The organism is Achromobacter sp. UMC46 (genome assembly GCF_014170335.1).
Taxonomy (GTDB): Bacteria; Pseudomonadota; Gammaproteobacteria; order Burkholderiales; family Burkholderiaceae_B; genus Achromobacter.
In genome coordinates, this window is record NZ_LZZS01000003.1 from 342,354 (window position 1) to 357,285 (window position 14,932).

The 14,932-nt window shown below is 63.9% G+C and carries 18 protein-coding genes; 6 read left to right on the plus strand and 12 right to left on the minus strand.

Translation table 11 applies throughout. From position 1 onward, the window contains the following. Window positions 1–897 (minus strand): NmrA/HSCARG family protein, encoded by an 897-nt coding sequence (locus A9973_RS02065; RefSeq protein ID WP_183012102.1) that lies wholly within the window; start codon window positions 895–897, stop codon window positions 1–3. 114 nt (window positions 898–1,011) lie between these two features. Here A9973_RS02065 and A9973_RS02070 point away from each other — a divergent pair, with 114 nt between their 5' ends. Continuing rightward, complete coding sequence (locus tag A9973_RS02070; RefSeq protein WP_183012103.1) at window positions 1,012–1,905, plus strand: LysR family transcriptional regulator; 894 nt, start codon at window positions 1,012–1,014, stop codon at window positions 1,903–1,905. Between the two features lie 38 nt (window positions 1,906–1,943). Here the strand turns inward: A9973_RS02070 and A9973_RS02075 are convergent, their stop codons facing one another. Both A9973_RS02075 and A9973_RS02080 read right to left on the minus strand, forming a co-directional pair. Next, window positions 1,944–3,095 (minus strand): NADH:flavin oxidoreductase, encoded by a 1,152-nt coding sequence (locus A9973_RS02075; protein WP_183012104.1) that lies wholly within the window; start codon window positions 3,093–3,095, stop codon window positions 1,944–1,946. 1 nt (window position 3,096) lies between these two features. Continuing rightward, window positions 3,097–3,492 carry a RidA family protein gene (locus A9973_RS02080; protein WP_183012105.1) on the minus strand — a complete coding sequence of 132 codons (396 nt, stop codon included), beginning with the start codon at window positions 3,490–3,492 and terminating at the stop codon, window positions 3,097–3,099. Between the two features lie 150 nt (window positions 3,493–3,642). Between A9973_RS02080 and A9973_RS02085 the strand changes: the two genes are divergently transcribed. Then, window positions 3,643–4,530, plus strand: a complete 888-nt coding sequence (locus A9973_RS02085; protein WP_183012106.1) for a LysR substrate-binding domain-containing protein — start codon at window positions 3,643–3,645, stop codon at window positions 4,528–4,530. A 4-nt stretch (window positions 4,531–4,534) separates the two neighbouring features. On the opposite strand, the gene A9973_RS02090 is transcribed toward A9973_RS02085, so the two are convergent. The 5 genes from A9973_RS02090 to A9973_RS02110 all read right to left on the minus strand — a co-directional run bounded on the left by A9973_RS02090 (window position 4,535) and on the right by A9973_RS02110 (window position 8,298). Next, a complete protein-coding gene (locus A9973_RS02090) occupies window positions 4,535–4,864 on the minus strand; it encodes a YciI family protein (RefSeq protein ID WP_183012107.1) in 330 nt (109 codons plus the stop codon). A gap of 63 nt (window positions 4,865–4,927) precedes the next feature. After that, entirely contained in the window at window positions 4,928–5,428 is a 501-nt protein-coding gene (locus tag A9973_RS02095) for a hypothetical protein (protein ID WP_183012108.1), read from the minus strand. Window positions 5,429–5,579: 151 nt separating this feature from the next. Then, window positions 5,580–6,110, minus strand: a complete 531-nt coding sequence (locus tag A9973_RS02100; protein ID WP_183012109.1) for a hypothetical protein — start codon at window positions 6,108–6,110, stop codon at window positions 5,580–5,582. Window positions 6,111–6,430: 320 nt separating this feature from the next. Continuing rightward, the gene (locus A9973_RS02105) at window positions 6,431–7,360 is read right to left on the minus strand and encodes an alpha/beta hydrolase (RefSeq protein WP_220805323.1); all 930 of its coding nucleotides are present in this window, start codon (window positions 7,358–7,360) and stop codon (window positions 6,431–6,433) included. A gap of 44 nt (window positions 7,361–7,404) precedes the next feature. Then, window positions 7,405–8,298 (minus strand): AraC family transcriptional regulator, encoded by an 894-nt coding sequence (locus A9973_RS02110; protein ID WP_183012284.1) that lies wholly within the window; start codon window positions 8,296–8,298, stop codon window positions 7,405–7,407. Between the two features lie 285 nt (window positions 8,299–8,583). Between A9973_RS02110 and A9973_RS02115 the strand changes: the two genes are divergently transcribed. The 3 genes from A9973_RS02115 to A9973_RS31025 all read left to right on the plus strand — a co-directional run bounded on the left by A9973_RS02115 (window position 8,584) and on the right by A9973_RS31025 (window position 10,604). After that, on the plus strand, window positions 8,584–9,324 hold the full coding sequence (locus A9973_RS02115) for an SDR family oxidoreductase (RefSeq protein WP_183012110.1): 741 nt from the start codon (window positions 8,584–8,586) through the stop codon (window positions 9,322–9,324). A 76-nt stretch (window positions 9,325–9,400) separates the two neighbouring features. Beyond that, window positions 9,401–10,249 (plus strand): SDR family NAD(P)-dependent oxidoreductase, encoded by an 849-nt coding sequence (locus A9973_RS02120; RefSeq protein WP_183012111.1) that lies wholly within the window; start codon window positions 9,401–9,403, stop codon window positions 10,247–10,249. A gap of 106 nt (window positions 10,250–10,355) precedes the next feature. Then, the gene (locus A9973_RS31025; protein ID WP_255468977.1) at window positions 10,356–10,604 is read left to right on the plus strand and encodes a hypothetical protein; all 249 of its coding nucleotides are present in this window, start codon (window positions 10,356–10,358) and stop codon (window positions 10,602–10,604) included. Window positions 10,605–10,644: 40 nt separating this feature from the next. On the opposite strand, the gene A9973_RS02125 is transcribed toward A9973_RS31025, so the two are convergent. The 4 genes from A9973_RS02125 to A9973_RS02140 form a co-directional block, all read right to left on the minus strand. Beyond that, complete coding sequence (locus tag A9973_RS02125) at window positions 10,645–11,196, minus strand: DUF2501 domain-containing protein (protein WP_183012112.1); 552 nt, start codon at window positions 11,194–11,196, stop codon at window positions 10,645–10,647. Window positions 11,197–11,374: 178 nt separating this feature from the next. Next, window positions 11,375–12,322: an NAD(P)-dependent oxidoreductase gene (locus A9973_RS02130; protein WP_370539423.1), complete on the minus strand. Its 948-nt coding sequence runs from the start codon at window positions 12,320–12,322 to the stop codon at window positions 11,375–11,377. Then, window positions 12,319–13,002: an RraA family protein gene (locus A9973_RS02135; protein WP_183012114.1), complete on the minus strand. Its 684-nt coding sequence runs from the start codon at window positions 13,000–13,002 to the stop codon at window positions 12,319–12,321. The genes A9973_RS02130 and A9973_RS02135 overlap by 4 nt, the downstream gene beginning before the upstream one ends. Window positions 13,003–13,119: 117 nt before the next feature. Next, window positions 13,120–14,088 carry a tripartite tricarboxylate transporter substrate binding protein gene (locus A9973_RS02140; RefSeq protein WP_183012115.1) on the minus strand — a complete coding sequence of 323 codons (969 nt, stop codon included), beginning with the start codon at window positions 14,086–14,088 and terminating at the stop codon, window positions 13,120–13,122. Between the two features lie 95 nt (window positions 14,089–14,183). Between A9973_RS02140 and A9973_RS02145 the strand changes: the two genes are divergently transcribed. Next, complete coding sequence (locus A9973_RS02145) at window positions 14,184–14,912, plus strand: IclR family transcriptional regulator (RefSeq protein WP_255468978.1); 729 nt, start codon at window positions 14,184–14,186, stop codon at window positions 14,910–14,912. Window positions 14,913–14,932: the final 20 nt, after the last annotated feature.

Below are 14,932 nucleotides of genomic sequence, written 5' to 3' on the forward strand. Positions count from 1 at the left end.
TCAATCTTCCTTGCTGGCATTGGCTGATTGTTTTTCGGCGATCAGATCCTTGACGTATTGGCGGAGCGAGCGCGGTTCCCGTCCAAGCGCGGCCCTTAGCGCAAGACTATTTCCCCCGAGCCCGTACGCCTGGTAGTGGTCGAGGACTTTTGACAGCAGAAGCAGCTGATGGCCGCTGTATGGGAGGCGCGCATTCGCCACCCATTCGCTGAAATCAGGCTGCTGCGCCGCGATCGGAGATCCCAGCGCTTCCGACAAGGCCGCCACGATGTCCATCCGGCTGAACATGCCGGCGCACAGCTCCAACGTAGCGAAGGCCAGCCTGTCTTCGGTCAATGCCATTGCGGCAATTTCCGCGACATCCCGATAGTCCACGCGAGCGACTCTCGTGTCGTTGGGAAAGGGCTCGCCGAAGCAGGCGTGGTCCCGAATTGACGGCCAGGCCAGACCAATGTTCTGCATGAAGTTGGCAGGGTGCAGGATCGTGTATTCCAGGCGGGACGAGTAAAGGGCCTCCTCTACCGGAATCTTGCTGGCGTGATTGGCCAGACGCGTGTTTGTTGGCTGGATGACCGATGAGAAGACGAATTTCCTTACGCCGTTCCGCTCCGCCGCTTCGACCAGGGCGACACCCATTGCCGCCTCGTCGGAGGCGAATGCGGGGCCGATATGGAAGACGCCGTCCACACGCTCCGTTGCCCTGGCAAGACTGTCGATATCACGGAGGTCTCCGATGGCGACCTCCGTCACGCCGAGGGAGCGGGCGACCGTAGCACGTGCCTCGTCACGCACCAGCGCCCGGACGGCGACGTTGCGGCGCTGCAATTCAGGGATTACCAAGCGCGCGAATTTGCCGGTGGCTCCTACGACTAGAACAATGGGTTGAGGGGATTGCACTGGCTTCTCCTTGGTGTCGAGGCACGAATGAGAGCAGTGTAAATTCTCACTATTAGTGAAACAATCCATTAAGAATCATATTCTGAATCACGATATACGATATACGAGATAAAGATGAGTCGGCTCGAAGATCTTGAAGCATTCATCCATATTGCTGAAACGGGAAGTCTGACGAAGGCTGCCCGCCGCCTTGAGCGCACGCTGCAGGCCGTCAGCCGTTCCCTTGCGGCGCTGGAAGAGGATGTGGGCGTTCAGCTTGTCCACCGCACCACGCGGCATTCCGCGCTTAGTGAAGCCGGCGAGACCTTCTTTCGTCGGGTGAAGCCGGCGCTGGAGGAAATAGGCGAGGCCCGGCTGGAGGTCGCCGACCGCCGTACGGCGCCGTCAGGCACCTTGCGCGTAGGGGCGCCGATACTGTTCGGTCCCGACTACCTGGTGCCCGTCATCGCGGAATACATGCGGGCGTATCCGCAGGTTGAAGTCGATCTGCAACTGACAGATTCTTTTGTCGACCTCTCCGGCGAAGGCCTTGACCTGGTCGTGCGGATCGCAGACCTGCCAGATTCCGGCCTGCAAGGGAAGCGGCTGGGGGCGCTGCGCAGGGTCGTATTCGGCGCGCCGTCCTACTTTGAACGACATGGCCGCCCCGCGCATCCTTCGGAATTGCGCCGGCACGCCTGCATCGTCAGGACGATCGACCAGCGTCCGAGTCAGTGGGCGTTTCAGATTGCCGGAAAGCCGCGCAATGTCGGGGTCCGCGGGGCGTTCCGCACCAATACGATGGCGGCGATTTACTCCGCCGTCAGCGCCGGACTCGGTATCGGCTATTCGCCAATGTGGCAGATCAGGCACCTTTTGGAGTCGGGGCAGGTAGAAACCATTCTTGAGGATTTCGAGCCCAAGCCCGTGCCTATCCACGCACTCTGGCGGGAGAACAGGCTTCCGCCCGCCAAGGTGCGTGCTTTCGTCGATTGCCTGGCGACACGGTTAAAGCTCGATCACCTCTAATCCTCGCGTTTCAGCGGTCCGCTGCCGGCCGGCTTCCATTAGAGATTCCGCTCCGCGCGGTGACGGACCGCGTTGGCCAGATCGGCGATCGGTGCCAGCAATCCTCGATCGAACACCTCAGGTTCGTCACCCGCGCGTAGTCTTGCGGGCCAGTCGGCATGCGTGAGCGCGCCGCGGCCCAGCGAAACGAAGTCCGCTTCCTGCCTTGCCAGCATCCCGTCGGCCTGCATCGCATCATGCAGCGAACCGTTCGCCAGCACGGGCACCGAAACGTGTTGCCGCGCCAAGGCGGCAAGACTCGGGCCGGACGCGCCGAAGGCGGGGCGCCAGGCTTCGAATTCGGTCGTGTGCAGGTAGTCGATGGGCAGCGCGCCGAGCGTGCCGAATATCTGCGCGGCATCGGCGTGGCCGCCCGCCCACTTGTGCGTGAAGTCGTTGACCTTGCCTTGCGAGCTGCGCACGCCCACGATGAAATTCGCCGGCGTCGCCCGCCGGACGGCGTGGATGACTTCCGCCGTCAGGCGCAGGCGATTGTCCAGGCTGCCGCCGTAGCGGTCGTTGCGCAGGTTGGTGTGGGCAGTCAGGAACTGGTCCAGCAGGTACCCGTTGGCGCCGTGTATTTCGACGCCGTCGAATCCCGCCTCCTGCGCTCTGCGCGCGGCTTGCGCGAAACCTTCGATCGCTTCGGAGATGTCGTCGGCCGACATGGCTTCGGGCATCCGGTACGGACCTTCACCGCGATAGAAGACCATTTGTCGGCCGGCGGGCAATACGGCCGACGGGCCCTTCGTCACGAGGCGATAGGGGTTCCCCTGCGACAGCGCGCCAGCGTGCATGAGTTGCGCGACGATGCGGCCGCCACGCGCATGCACCCGGTCCACCACGGCCCGCCACGCATCGCGCTGCGCGTCGTCGGCCAGGCCGGGCTGGAACAGGTAGCCCTGCGAAAAAGCCTTGTCCGTATAGATGCCTTCGGTGACCACCAGGCCGAAGCCGCCCGCCGCGAAGGCTTCGTAGTAGTCGGCCATCTGCGTCGTGGCGTGGCCATCCGCCGTGGCGCTGACGCGGGTCATGGGCGCCACGGCCAGGCGGTTGGACAGGGCAAGTCCGTGGCCCAGCCGTAGCGGCGTGAATAGCGTGGCGCGCGCCGTTTGCACGTCGCCTGCCGGACGATCAGCCAGCGTGTTCATGTCAGCGGCCCTCCGGTTGGCGGACGGCCGCGATGGCTTCGATTTCGATCATGGCGGCGGGGTCGTACAACGCCTTGATTTCCGCAATCGTGTCGGCCGGGTAGGGGGCCGAGAAGAAGCGGCGGCGCAGCGCCACCACGTCGTCGAAATGCCCCATGTCGGTCACGAAGATGGTGACCTTGATCACGTCCTTCAGGCTGGAGCCCCCGGCTTCCAGCGCACGGCGCAGATTGGAGAAGGCTTGCTCGCCTTGGGCAAGAAAACCGCCTTCGACGATCTTTCCGTCGTCGCTGGCGCCCGCTTGGCCAGAGATGAAGAGCAGGTCGTTGAACCGGATGCCCTGCGAGAGCAGGAAGGGCGCGTAATTGTCGGGCTGGGTGATGACACGTTGCAGCATGGTGCGAATTCCTTCACTTATGGTGGGTAGGAGGATCAGGCGATGAATGGCCGATCCGTACCGCTACTGTAGGAATTCGCGTTGCCTGTGACAAAGGTTCAATTGTCAGCTATAAGAAGAGAATTTCTCACCTATAGGCCACTGAGATTCATGCAACGCCGATATCTTCCGCTCTCTGCGCTTCGGGCTTTCGAGGCCGCTGCGCGCCTGGGCAGCTTCAAGGCCGCCGCCACGGAACTGGCGGTCACGCCAACTGCCGTCAGCCATCAGATCCGTGCGCTTGAGGCGCAGACCGGACTGGTGCTGTTCGACCGCCAAGTGCGCAAGGTGTCGCTAAGCGACGCCGGGACGCAGCTGTACCCGGTGCTGCGTGACGGGTTCGACGCGTTCGAGGCGACGCTGGCGCGGTTGACGCAACAGCGCACGCGGAGCCAGGTGAGTATTTCCGCAACGAATGCGTTCACCGTGAAGTGGCTGGTGCCGCGCATGAGCGATTTCCGGGCACGGCATCCCGGCGTCGACTTGCAGTTGCAGGCCAGCGACGATCTCGTCGACCTGCGGTCGGCGGCGGTCGATATCGCGATCCGCTATGGCAAAGGACCGTATCCCGGTCTTGTGACCGAACCCCTGTTCAACGACCGGTTTGCTCCCGTGGCCAATCCGCGATTGGGCGTCGTGTCGGCGGACGACCTGGGGCGCGTGCCGTTGATCCGTTTCGACTGGAAACGGCCTCAGCCGGATAACCCGACCTGGGAGCGCTGGTTCAAGGTCGCGCAGCGCCCGCCGCCGCCCGAAGCGGGCCAGCTACGGTTTTCCGACGAGGGCCACGCCATCCAGGCGGCCGTCGCCGGCCATGGCATCGCATTGGTCAGTTTGGCGTTGATCGCCGATGAGCTGGAAGCCGGCCATCTTGTGCAGCCCTTCGGGCCTGTGATCGATGGGCACACCTTTCACCTGGCCATGTACGCCGACCGGCCGCCCTCGGCGCCAGTCCAGGCGGTGGCGCAATGGTTGCGCATGCAGGCGGCGGCAGCCTGACCCGCTACGGCTGTTCCAGCGGCCAGACCTCGACCACGCCGTGCGCAACCGCGCAGGGGGTACGCGACACCATGTCTATGGCCTCGGCCAGGTCGGCCGCCTCGATGATGGCGAAGCCAGCCACCGGCAAGGACGATCTCAGGTAGGGCTCGCTCGTCGTTTCAACCCCGGCGGCTTCGGGATTGCGCACTTGCACGGGGCGGCCTGCGATGCCCATCAATGCGCCGCCTTTTCGCAAGGTGGCGTCATGTGCATGGGCGGCGTCGCGCATGGCCGCCGGGGTGCGATCGTAACCCGCTTGGTCCCCATATCCGATCGTTACGAACTTAGGCATGGTCGCTCTCCTTCAGAAGGTCAAAAAACCCGCCGCCGGCTGCGCCCCGCTTTTTCTGCCGGATCAGCCGTGCTTGCCGAAACCGCCGGCAGCCCAGTCCGATGCGCGCTGCACGTTCAGCTTGTACGTCGGCGCCACGTGGGTCTGGGCCAGTTGTTCGCCAAATTCATCGTAGGCGCTCAGCACGGCGTAGGGCTCGTCCTCGTCGGGAACGATATCCAGCTTGATGGTCAGGCGGCCGGCGGCGGCGTCGATCTTCACGCTTTTGTGCAGCGTCGCATGCAATTGCTGTTCGTGGCGGCGCAGGACTTCGTTGGCGGTCTTGACCAGGGTGGAAAACGCGGAGGAGTCGAGCGGCTTGGGGTTCTTCTTGTCGCGGCCCATGGTCCAGGGGCCGACCAGGGCCGGCTCGGCCTGGCCGTCCAGCGTCATTTCCACGGCCCAGCCGTCGTCGTCTTCGTTCTTGATGATCCGGGCGGTCCAGCCGTCGTCACGCCAAAGCCTGGGTTCCTGTTCCTTCCGGTCTTCTGCGAACCCTGTGTCCGGATTGCGGGTGTCATTCACTGCGGTAATTCTCCTGAATTCGTTGGCTGGCCGGCCCTCGGCGACGGGGCATCCACCTTTGCACTGTAGCCCGGCGCCGGCGGGAGCCTCGGGCGCGCGGGGTACTTGAAGGACAATTTTGGCACAACCGCATGAGGCCGGCCGGTCGCGGCTACAGCTCGTCCAGGCGCCGGGGGTCGAATTCCCATCGATGCGTGGCGTCTTTCGTGCATTGCATGACGGTCTTGACGTAGCGCTTGGGGCCGACATCCTTGAGCTTGACCTCGCCGTCGCACACCGGGCAGTCCCCGCTGAGCGTGGTGAGATAGACCCGCCCCGACTTGTCCGCTTCGAAATTGATCAGGCCCGCAACCCGGATAAACCGCTTTTGAATCAAGCGATAGCCGATAAAGAACGCGAATCCGCTTGGAACCACCAGCCAGAACCACCAGACGCCCCATCTGAAAACCGTGTCGCAGATCGTGGCGATCAGGCCGGCGGCACCCACCCCCACGAGCCAACCGCGCTTGAGGAAATGGCCGCCAAGCGCAATGGGGATGACGTCGGTCCGAAGGAGCTTCGGCCCGCTCCAGCCGCCTTCGTCGGGGGGCGGAGTTTGACGCGCAGGCGCCTTGACGTCCTGATCGGTATTGAATTCGCCGGCGGGTGCCGGGGCCGTCTTCGGGCCGGAAAGGCCGGACAAGGTTTTTTGGCATTCGTCGCAAAGACGGCCGCGGCCGCGATGCGCTGCCCCACAAGTTTGGCAATGCACGTGCGCTCCCTCGCGAATGATTGCAACGGCCGAAAGAATACAACTATTGAAGGCCCGGGGCTTGCTGCTGGATTACGCGATGCAATTCAGTGCAAAGTCGGAGCCGCCTGCCCCCAAGGACCGCACGCGGGGGCGGGCGTGGATTCGCGGCATCAGCACATCGGCCGAAACGACCTGCGACATGCGGTCGGTGGATCTGGTTGACTAAGCCGCGAACAGAATTGAGCGGAAAGGGGCCTGCCAGCTAGCGGTCAGCGCGCCGGCAGCAGATACTTCAGGCCCTGCGTGAAGCCGCGCGGCGCGACGCTGAGATGGTCCTCGTCGTTCAAGACCTCTGACTTCAACGTCAAGCCCGGATACTTTCGGCTCTGCAGGGTCGTCTCCAAAGCCCGATTGTCGGCGACCATGTCCACCGTCTGGTTGTAGCGCCGGTCCCCTTTGCGCAGGGCTTCGAAGGCGCCGACATACAGATAGACCTTCGCCGGCAGGTCCTGATTCTGCTGGGCATAGCGCGCTTCGACCTTGAAGGCGTGGCGTTTGTCGTACCAGAGAGACGGGCTGCCGAGAATATAGCCGTTGAACAGGCCCGGTTCGGTGAAGAGGATCTGTGTTCCAAGCAGGGCGCCGTAGGAATGGCCGAGGAAGAGGGCTCTGGCAGGATCGGCCCGATAGCGGCCGGTGATGAAGGGCTTGACCTGATCGCGCAGATACTTTTGATAGGCGCGCGATTGTCCATGGATCGCACCGGCTGGCGCGGTGCTGGGGCCGTTCTGTGTCGGCGTGTAGTCACGCTGGCGGCTGACCCCGCCGTCCTCGCCTTTTCCATAAGACAGGCCGACAAGGATGAATTCTTCGATCCGCGGGCCTTCAACATTCAGGCGGCGTCCCAATTGCCGGATGATCGGAAAAGCGTAGTCGGCGTCGGTCACGTAAAGCACGGGGTAGCGCCGCTGCGGTTGCTTCGCATAGGACGCCGGCAAAGCAACGAAGACCTGGTAGCCGCGCCCTGAAACCGGGTCGGGCACGTCCCAGACCTCGCTGTCGGCGACCTCGTAGGGGCGCCCCTCGCCAGCTTGCACCTTTGGCGTCGATGGGGTCTGGGCGCGTGCCAGGCCGCCAGACATGCCGATACTGACGACGAGTGCGATCGTCAGCAGGGAATTGGGAAAACGTTGTCGCATGGGGAGTCTTCGGGTTAGGAGTCTACGGATGTGGGGAAAGGGGATCAGGCGCCGAAGCGGACTGCCGGCGAAAGGGTAAAAGATTCCCGCATGTCGCGGACCTCATCCAGGGGCGTCCGTCCGAACAGCCGCTTGAACTCGCGGCTGAACTGAGGCGCGCTTTCGTATCCGACGCGGGCTGCTGCGGCCGCCGCGGTCACGCCGTCGCGGATCATCATCAGGCGCGCCTGATGCAGGCGGGTCGACTTGATGTATTGGATCGGGGATGTCTGCGTCACCGCGCGAAAGTTGGCGTGGAACGCGGGCACGCTCATGCCGGCCTCCTCGGCTAAACGAGTGACATTCAGCGGCTGCGCATAATCCGTATGGACACGCTTGAGCGCCCGCGCGACGCGCCCGAATCGCCCGTGATGCGCAAGCGCCGCACGCATCGCTCCGCCTTGATCGCCCGTGAGGACCCGATAGCAGATCTCGCGCACGATATCCGGTCCCAGCACCTGCGCATCCAGAGGATCCGTCAGGGCTTCCAGCAACCGCAGCGTGGCCTGCGCCAGGTGCCCCTCCAGCCGCGTCGACGCCATGCCGGCGGGCGGCGCCTCGGCATGTTTTCCGGCCGAGCCGATCTGTGTGATCAGGTCGCTGAGTTCGAGCAGGTCCAGGCGGATCGACACCGCAAGCATGGGTTCTTCTGCCGAGGCCTGCGTTTCGGTGGAGAACGGCAGCGGCACGGACAGCACAAGGTAGTGCTGCGAGTCGTAGGTATACACCTCGTTGCCCAGGAACCCGAGTTTTCGACCCTGGCAAACAATCACGATGCTGGGTTCATAAAGCACGGGCGTACGTCCGAGCGGACGGTCCGACCGCATCAGCCGCACGCTGTCGAGCGCCGACTGGGTGTATCCCTCGCTGGGCGCCAGTTTCTGCAACAGGCGAACCATTTCCATCGAACCGGAATTGCGGACGTTGGACACCGCCTTCTCCTTCTTGACGCGATAGGCGCCATTCTAGCGCCGTGCTTCTGGCGGCATCACCCGAAATGATAGGAATAGGCAATAACGGGATCGGACCAGGTATTCGCCTCGGGCCCGCGTTTTCCTACCATTCTTCTACCGGCCGATGCATGAATTCCACCTTTAGGCTGGCCGAAACCTGTCAGGCGCATCTCGCGGCAAGACCAGGGGAAGACTCCGGTCAATTCTGATCGATGAATAGGAGTATGCAAGATGGCAACCCCCACCCCGAAATCGAAAGTCATCCTGATCACCGGTGCCAGCAGCGGCATCGGCGAGGGTGCCGCCCGTTTGCTCGCCGCGCAAGGGCATCGGCTTGTCATCGGCGCCCGCCGCACCGAGCGGCTCGCCGAATTGACGACGTCGCTGCAGGAAGCAGGGGGCATCGTCCGGTACCGCAAGCTTGACGTCACGTCGGCAGAGGACGTCGCGGCGTTTGCGCGCTTTGCGCTCGACGCGTTCGGCAGCATCGATGTGCTGATCAACAACGCCGGCGTGATGCCGCTTTCGCCCCTGAACGCGCTGAAGGTGAACGAATGGGACCGGATGATCGATGTGAACATCCGCGGCGTGCTGCACGGTATCGCCGCTGTCCTGCCGACGATGGAGCAGCAAGGGCACGGCCAGGTCATCAACATGTCTTCGATCGGCGGCCTGTCCGTGTCGCCGACTGCCGCGGTCTATTGCGCCACGAAGTTCGCCGTTCGCGCCATTTCCGACGGGCTGCGCCAGGAGACCGACAAGATCCGCGTCACGGTGATCTGCCCGGGCGTCGTGGAGTCGGAACTTGCCGACTCCATCTCGGACGATACCGCGCGCTTGGCCATGCAGGCGTTTCGCCGCGTCGCCATCACCCCCGATGCCATCGCTCGTGCAATCGCCTATGCCGTGGAGCAGCCGGCCGATGTCGATGTCAGCGAAATCGTCGTGCGCCCCACCGCCAGCCCGTTCTGAGCGCCGGGCAGGGCACCGGCGCGCCACAACACAACAAATCCCATCAACGACACACACTCAATCCTGGATCGTCATCATGAAAACACCATCCCGTATCTGGCTCATTACCGGCGCATCGAAGGGCGTCGGCCAAAAACTCGCCAAGCACCTGCTTGAACAAGGCCATCGTGTGGCCGCTACATCGCGCACTTGCGCTTCGCTGACGAACGTGTTCGGACAGGCGTCGGACGCCTTCCTGCCGCTGGAAGTGGATTTGACCGACGATCGAAGCGTCGAAAAGGCGGTCGCGCAGGCCGTGCGGACTTTTGGGGGCATCGATGTGGTCGTCAACAACGCCGGCTATGCGCAGCAGGGCACCGTCGAGGCCTTGTCCGATGAAGAAATCCGCCAGAACTTCGAGGTCAATTTTTTCGCGCCGGTGGCCGTGCTGCGCCACGCGCTTGCAACGCTTCGTGCGCAGCGTCATGGGCACATCATCAATATCGCGTCCATCGTCGGCTATCAGGGGGGATACGCGGGCTGGGGCAGCTACGCGGCAAGCAAGTTCGCGCTGGCCGGGTTGACCGAATCGCTGGCCGCGGAAGTGGCGGAGTTCGGCATCCACGCCACGGTGGTCTACCCCGGCCCCGTCCGCACCGATTTTCTGTCCAGCGGCGCGCTGGCCGTGGCCAAGCGCCAGATCGATGATTATTCCGAAGCCAAAGCCTCGCTTGACCTGCATCTGGGCACGCTGCACGGGCATCAGGCCGGCGACCCGGACAGGCTGGCGATGCTGATCATCCAGGCCGCCAGCGTCGAGAAACCGCCGCTGCATCTGTTTGCCGGAAAAATCGCCAATGAACTTGCCGTGGCCAAATCCATGTCCGTCGCGAAGGACCTGGGCGCATGGAAAGGCTCATCGGAAGCCACCGATTTCATGGATTGACGAAAAAGGGAGATCTGGGAAATTAAGGAATTGCGAGTAAGGTACGGCGTAGAGGCCTTGTTTGTCCGGCACGCCGGCCTGTGCCACCAGCGGGAACCCAAATATCATGAAGATTCTTCGTTTAGCGCTGCGGCCCGTCCTTGCCGTGGCCGTATGCGCGTCGATCGCCGCCTGCGCGGACAGTCCGCCCCGGCAAACCGATATGGACTATCGGAGCCGGACCTCTTCCACGGCGAAGGCGAACAGCGCCCCGGGGTCTACGGACCAGCGTTTGACCATACAGTCCGGCGAAGGGGAAAGATTGAATCTTCCCTGGTTTGTCCGGGATACGCAGGACTGGGTCAACAGCAACTGATGCCTGCCGGCCTCTGAAGGCGCGCTGCGGGCGTCCGGCCTTACAAGAGCGACGCGCCGTGCTTGAGGACTTGATCGCACGCCTTGCGGGTGATTTCTTCCTTCAGCCCGCCGCCGCTCAGGTCGACCGACTTGCCGTCACTGCCGTTGAGCATGCCCTGCACGCCCGCCAGATACCCGGAGTCGGATTTCGCCTTGGCCGGTTCACCGGATACCTTGCCCATCAGCTTGTCCTTCATGGCCTGCGCGTCGCCGCCGCTCAAGTAGTTGTTCTTCATGCAATATTCGAGCACGCCGGCCGCATTGCCCGCAGTGGCCGGACTGAGCGACGACGAGGGCAAGCTGTCGCCCATCTGGCCTTTCACGGCGTCAAGCCACTGCGCGTGGGCAGAAACCGCGAAACACTGCGCCGCGACGAGGGTTGCCGCGGTAACGGCATGGCGGAGATTGATTTTCATGATGTGCTCCTGATGCTGAAGATGACTGCGGTCATCGTAGCGCCGCGCGGCGGCCGGCCGCGAGCAGGCGGAAGGGCCAATGCGACAAATCATGTGCGCTTGGCCACGCTGCCAGGGGAGCTGTAGCAATTGCATTCGTAACGTCACGGGTTTGATACGTGGCCCGCGCTGCAGGCCACGCGCCCGGAAGATCCATGTCGGGCGGGTCAGTGCAGGTCTGGTTTGGCCAGCATCAGCCTGGGGTGAAGCGCCTGCGCGTAAAGGATCGTGCCGGCGGGCGCGTGCTTCCATCGTTGAGGCATGGCGCGGCCCATCAGGCGTGCGCTTGGGCGCGCGTCAGCCCATCGAGCACGTTGCTCGCCGCGGCCACGCCCATGTTGACGTAGGCCGCGCTGGTGACGCCGCCGATGTGGGGGCTGAGGACAATGCGCGGCTCCTGCTGGAACGGATGGCCGGCCGTCATGGGTTCCACGGCGAAACTGTCCAGGCCCGCAGCCAGCACATGGCCTGAGCGCACGGCCTGCAACAGCGCGTCTTCGTCGACCAGGCCGCCGCGCGCGGTATTCACCACGATCACGCCCTGTTTGCACTGCGCCAGCGTCGCCGCGTTGATCATGCCGCGGTTCTCGTCGGTCAGCGGGCAGTGCAGCGACACGACATCGGCCTCGCGCCAGATCGCGTCCAACGGCACGCTCTCGATGCCGCCCGGCAAGTGCTTGGCGTATGGATCGAAGCCGATCACCCGCATGTTCAGGCCGTGGGCCATGACCGCCATGCGCTGACCGATCGCGCCCAAGCCGATCAGGCCGATGGTCTTGCCACCGAGTTCAAGGCTCTTGTGGGTGGACTTGTCCCAGTAGCCCGCGCGCATGCGCTCGTCCAGCCCGACGACCGATTTGGCGCAGGCCAGAAGCAGCGCCAGCGCCTGTTCCGCCACGGCGGCGGCGTTCACGCCGACTGCCGCGACGACCTGGATGCCGCGTTCGGCGGCTGCCGTCTTGTCGATGGTATCGGTGCCGCTGCCATGCTTGGAGATCACGCGCAAGGCGGGGGCGGCGTCCATCGCCGCAGCGCCGACCTTGCTGTAGCGCACGATGATGGCGACCGGGTTGTGTTCGCGGCATAGCGCGACGATGTCGTTCTCCGTGGGTGTTTTGCCAGCGAAAGCCAGCTCGAAATCCTGCAGCAGCGCAAGCGCCTCGGGCGCCAGGTCGGCGGCGGTCACGACGATGGCGGGCTTGCCCGTCGCGGCGGTATTCACAGCGATTCCCCTTCTTTCAGGACGCCCGCGGCGCGCAGGGCCGCGCTCAGCCATTTGGCTTCGGTGTCGCCTGCCTGAATGGCGGCGATGCGCGCCGCTTCATCGCGCACTTTCTTTTCGGCGGCGGGCAACAGGCCTTCGATCTTCTCGCGCTCGACTACGACCACGCCGTCGGCATCGCCGATGATGAAGTCGCCGGCATTGACCGTCACGCCGCCCACCGACACGGGATGGCCGATGCGGCCGGGGACGTTCTTCGTCGGGCCATTGGGATTCGTGCCGGCGGCGAACACCGGGTAGTCCATCTCGATGATCTCGACCGTGTCGCGCGCGGCGCCGTCCATCACCACGCCTGCGATGCCGAGCTTGCGGCAGGCATTCATCATGATGGTGCCCATCAGAGCCGAGTTGAGGTCGCCTTTGCCGTCGATCACCAGAACGTCGCCCGGCTTGGCCAGGGAGATCGCGGCGTGAATCATGAGGTTGTCGCCGGGACGCACTTCGACCGTCAGCGCCGTGCCGGCAAGCTTCATGCCGGGATGCAGCGGACGGATGCGGCCGTTGAGGGCGCCGCGCCGGCCGGCCACGTCGGCCAGGATGGCCGGTTGCAGGTCGGCGGCGCGACGCACGACATCGGCGCTGACGCGGGGAAATTCCTTGATGATGTCTTGATTGGCCATGAGTATTCCTGTTTGGAGAAGAGGGTGATGCAGAGAGTGATCAGGCAGGCTTGATGCCGGCGTCGCCAATGACCGTGCCCCATTTGTCGAAGCCCGCCTTGCGGCCTGCATGGCCAATCACTCGACCTTCGCGCCCGATTCGTCGACGATCTTGCCCCAGCGGATGCGGTCGTCGTGGATCAGCTTGGCGAATCCCTCGGGCGTGCTGGTAAGCACGCGAGCGCCCTGTTCCTGGTACTTCACGCGCAGGTCGTTCGCCTGCAGGGCCTTGTTGAACTCGGCGTTCAGGCGCTGCACGATGTCCTTGGGGGTGCCGGCCGGCGCGGCCAGGCCAAACCAGGTCACGGCTTCAAAGCCCGGAAAGCCGCGTTCGGCAATGGTGGGCACGTCGGGCATGTCGGGCACACGCTGCGCCGAAGTCACCGCCAGCGCCCGCATCTTGCCGTTGCGCACGTGGCCGATCAGCGTGGGCACCGATGACAGGTACATGTCGATCTGACCGCCGATCAGGTCATTGGACGCTTGCGCCGCGCCCTTGTAGGGGACGTGCGTGAGCTTGATGCCCGCGGCATTCTGCAATTGCACCGCAGCCAAGTGGGCCACGGTGCCGTTGCCCGAGCTGGCGAAGTTCAGGGACTCCGGCTTGGCCTTGGCGGCGGCGATCATGTCGTCGAAAGTCTTCAGCGGCGAGTTGGCGGGCACCACAATCACCAGCGGCGCGTCCGCGACCAGGCCGATAGCGGTCAGGTCCTTTTCGGGGTCATAGGGCAGCTTGGCGAAGAGCGTGGGATTGATCGCCAGGTTGCTGGTTTGGCCCAGCACCAGCGAGTAACCGTCCGGCGCCGACTTGGCCACCGTATCCACGCCGATGTTGCCGCCCGATCCAGGCCGGTTTTCCGTGACGATGTTCCAGCCGGTATTGCCAGCCACCTTGATCGCGGCCTCTCTGGCCAGCACATCGGTGCCGCCACCGGGCGGGAAAGGGACGATCAGGCGAATGGGTTTGTTGGGGTAGCCCTGAGCGGCGGCAAGGCCGCTCACGTACACCAGGGCCAGCCCCGAAAGCACACGCGCGATCTGCTTCATGGTTTGTCTCCGATATTTGTTTTTGGTGAGAGCATTGTGAATCCCTGTTCCGCTGAATACAATGCAAGTCCGTACAGCGAAACATGTTCCGCATAATGAACGAAGACATACTTCAGGATTCTGACCAGGCCCCGGCGGAAGACGGCGTGGTGGCCGTGCGCCGGGCGATGAGCATCCTTGCGGCGTTCGGCGTGGACGACACCCATTTGCCGCTGGCTGAACTGAGCCGGCGTACCGGCTTTCACCGGTCCACCGTATTGCGCTTGGCGCGCACGCTGGCGATGGATGACTATCTGGCGCAACGGCCAGACGGCACATGGCGCCTGGCGCGCGCGGCCGGTTGGCTTGGCGCCTGCTACCAGGCCACGTTCAACATTGTGGAAATCGTGCAGCCGGTACTGAGGGATCTATCGGCGGCAACAGGAGAAAGCGCCACGTTCTATGTGCGCGAGGGCAAACAGCGCATCTGCATGGCGCGGGTCGAAGGGCCCAAATCGATCCGCCATCATGTGCGGGTCGGCGCGGCGCTGCCGCTTGCATTGGGTTCCCCGGGACGGGTACTGCTCGCGTTTTCCGGAGAGCCGGGCGAGCCTTACGAATCGGTGCGCCGCGCGGGCTACATGATGTCCCTGGGCGAACGCGATGCCGAGGTTTCCAGCATTTCCGCCCCGGTCTACGGCATCAACTGGACGTTGCAGGGCGCGATCTGCATCTCGGGGCCGATTTCGCGCCTGACGGAAAGCGTGCTGCTCGAACTGAAAGAGCCCATTCTCGCCGCAGCCAGCCGGTTATCGAGGTCGATGATGGGCGTGCGGCAAGGGTAGGGGGCGGGACGTTTGGATGG